At 41.6% G+C, this 3,115-nt stretch carries 3 protein-coding genes; 2 read left to right on the top strand and 1 reads right to left on the bottom strand.

What is annotated here, in order from left to right; all coding sequences use genetic code 11:
• The first annotated feature begins 132 nt into the window (after window positions 1-132).
• On the top strand, window positions 133-954 hold the full coding sequence (locus V7659_RS24850; RefSeq protein ID WP_335542794.1) for a GNAT family N-acetyltransferase: 822 nt from the start codon (window positions 133-135) through the stop codon (window positions 952-954).
• Window positions 955-977: 23 nt separating this feature from the next.
• Entirely contained in the window at window positions 978-2,099 is a 1,122-nt protein-coding gene (gene menC, locus V7659_RS24845) for an o-succinylbenzoate synthase (RefSeq protein ID WP_335542793.1), read from the top strand.
• A gap of 57 nt (window positions 2,100-2,156) precedes the next feature.
• On the opposite strand, the gene guaC is transcribed toward menC, so the two are convergent.
• The gene (guaC, locus tag V7659_RS24840) at window positions 2,157-3,113 is read right to left on the bottom strand and encodes a GMP reductase (RefSeq protein ID WP_335542792.1); all 957 of its coding nucleotides are present in this window, start codon (window positions 3,111-3,113) and stop codon (window positions 2,157-2,159) included.
• Window positions 3,114-3,115: the final 2 nt, after the last annotated feature.

Raw genomic sequence — 3,115 nt, 5'->3', positions numbered from 1 at the left:
ATTTATATGTGTGACGGTGTCATCGAGTAACAAGGACCGCCTCATCAGCTATTCAGCAATCCAAATAGTGATCGTTTAAAAAGTTTTCTTAAAAGTGTCATCTAATCAAGTGCAGGAGGAGTGTTACTCAAGATGGATTTATTAGAACCGATTACGATACGTATGTTACATTCGGCAGAGGAATTGACAGCCGTGAGAGATTTAGAAAGTCTTATTTGGGCGGATGAAGATCCAGTCCCAGTGAATCATAGCATTGCCGTTGTAAAAAATGGCGGGCTGGTGATTGGCGCTTTTTCTGGAACACGATTAATTGGATTTCAATATAGCTTTCCTGGATTTGATGGGACAACTACTTATCTTTGCTCACATAGTATGGGAATTCACCCAGATTTTCAAAAAATGGGCATCGGTGAAAAATTAAAATTAAGGCAGCGAGAAGAAGCTCTTAATAAGGGCTACCGATTAATCGTGTGGACATATGATCCACTGGAAACGGTCAATGGGTATCTAAATTTAAGCAAATTAGGTGGAGTTTGTACGCAGTATATTGAAAATTGTTACGGTGAAATGCCTGATATTCTTAATGCAGGCTTACCGTCTGATCGCTTTTTAGTGGAATGGGACATAGCTGGAGAAACGTCGAAGCTATCGGAAGATTCTGCTATGGCTGAAGAAGTGTCCCTTTTGATTCAAGTGGAAGTGGATGCTCAGGGCTTCCCCGTTCCGAAAGCTGTGTTACTTGATAGCGATTGGAATGTGAATGTTCTGTATGTACCAGTTCCGAATCAATTTCAAACCATTAAAGCGAATGATTTAGAAACTGCATTGGATTGGCGACTGAAAACACGCGAGGTTTTTACCTATTATTTAAGCAAAGGATGGACGGTTACGGCATTACGAAAGAGTAATCTTCCTTACCTCCATCACTATGTATTAACTAAGAAACGTACTTAAAACGGAGTGGGGGATAAGATAAAATGGAAATACAACGAATCGTATTACGACATATGAAAATGGATCTTTTACACCCTTTTACAACAGCAGTTGGAACGGAATATGATAAAGATTTTATTTTAGTGGAAGTCCTAACGAAGGATGGCATTTCGGGATGGGCCGAATCCGTTGCTGCGATAGATGCCACATATAAGGAAGAGACAGTCAAAACCAATTGGCATATGATGGAGGATTTTTTGATTCCCCTTCTTCTGAAAGAGCCGATTTCTCATCCGGATGAGGTTTCCGAACGGTTCCATCATGTTCGGGGAAATTACATGGCAAAAGCTGCCCTGGAGGGGGCAATCTGGGATGCATATGCTAAACAGCAGGGAGTAAGTCTTGCTTCCGCTCTAGGAGGAAAGTTAGAAAAGATTGAAGTTGGCGTCAGTATTGGCATTCAGGATACGGTCGAAGAACTATTGAATTTGATAGAAGGTAGTCTGCAAGAGGGATATAAGCGTATCAAGGTGAAAATTCAACCAGGATGGGATTTAAATATTTTAGCAGAGATACGTAAACGGTACCCAGATATTCCATTGATGGCTGACGCAAATACCGCTTATACACTAGATGATCTCGATACTCTTAAGGCAATGGACCAATTCAACTTAACCATGATTGAGCAGCCATTGGGCTTTGATGATATCATTGACCACGCGCAGCTGCAGGCGCAAATTGAGACTCCGATTTGTTTGGATGAAAGTATCCATAGTGTCGAAGATGTGAGAAAGGCGATTCAATTGGGAAGTTGTAAAATTATAAACATAAAGATCGGCCGTGTTGGAGGCCTAACCGAGTCCAAACGGATCCATGATCTATGCGAGGCAAATGGAATTCCCGTCTGGTGTGGAGGAATGCTAGAGTCTGGAGTTGGCAGGGCACATAATATTGCGATCACAAGCTTGTCTAATTTTACACTTCCGGGTGATACAGCGGCCTCAGCCCATTACTGGAAGGAAGATATTATCGATCCCGAGGTAATTGTTGAAGATGGGTTGATTACCATTCCCAAACTTCCGGGTATCGGGTATGAACCAAATCGCGACAGGATTGAAAAGTACACCCTGTATAGCCGTACTTTTCATTCAAAGAATATAAAATAACAAAAATGCCAGTCCCCCTCATTTGGCAACCATGTGAGGGGGACTGGCATTTACTTTTTAATAAACTTTATCACCATTAAAGATGGAATTCTTTACGATGACATAGTCAACCGTACGGATGTCTTTTAACTTGTTACCACCGGCATAGGAAATAGAGGACTGAAGATCCTGTTCCATTTCGATCAATGTATCGATTAAACGGCCCTTGTGTTCTACGTACATTTTTTTACCTTCAACATTTTTTCGTTCGCCTTTTTGGAATTCCGAAGCGGAACCGAAGTATTCCTTCACACACTTTCCGTCCTTCTCAATCGTTTCCCCAGGAGATTCTTCATGACCTGCAAATAAAGAACCAATCATGACCATTGATGCTCCAAATCGAACGGATTTCGCGATATCACCATGTGTGCGAATGCCGCCGTCAGCGATAATTGGCTTGCTTGCCGCTTTGGCACACCATCTAAGTGCAGCTAACTGCCAGCCGCCAGTTCCAAATCCAGTCTTAATTTTCGTAATACATACCTTCCCAGGTCCAATTCCTACTTTCGTAGCATCTGCACCGGCATGCTCTAATTCCCTTACAGCTTCTGGAGTTCCGACATTTCCAGCAATGACAAAGCTAGTAGGTAAGTGTTTCTTAATATGCTTAATCATATTAATTACGGCATTTGAGTGGCCATGAGCGATATCAATGGTAATAAATTCAGGTGTTAGCTTTTCATCTGCCAATTGGTTAATGAAATCGTATTCTCCCTCTTTTACACCGACACTAATGGATGCGATAAGGCCACGTCCTTGCATATCTTTGATAAAGGATATCCGCTTTTCAGGCTGGAAACGGTGCATAATATAGAAGTAACCATTTTCCGCGAAGAAAATCGCAAGCTTTTCATCTATAATCGTCTGCATATTTGCAGGTACAACTGGCAATTTAAATGTATGACCACCAAATGTGACACTCGTATCACACTCAGAACGACTGTTAACGATAGATTTAGCAGGAATCAGTTGAATAT

Origin of the sequence: Neobacillus drentensis (assembly GCF_036966985.1) — a bacterium.
Taxonomy (GTDB): Bacteria; Bacillota; Bacilli; order Bacillales; family Cytobacillaceae; genus Neobacillus; species Neobacillus drentensis_E.
The sequence above is the reverse complement of the archived record's forward strand: the minus strand, read 5'-3'. Positions and strand labels throughout refer to the sequence as shown.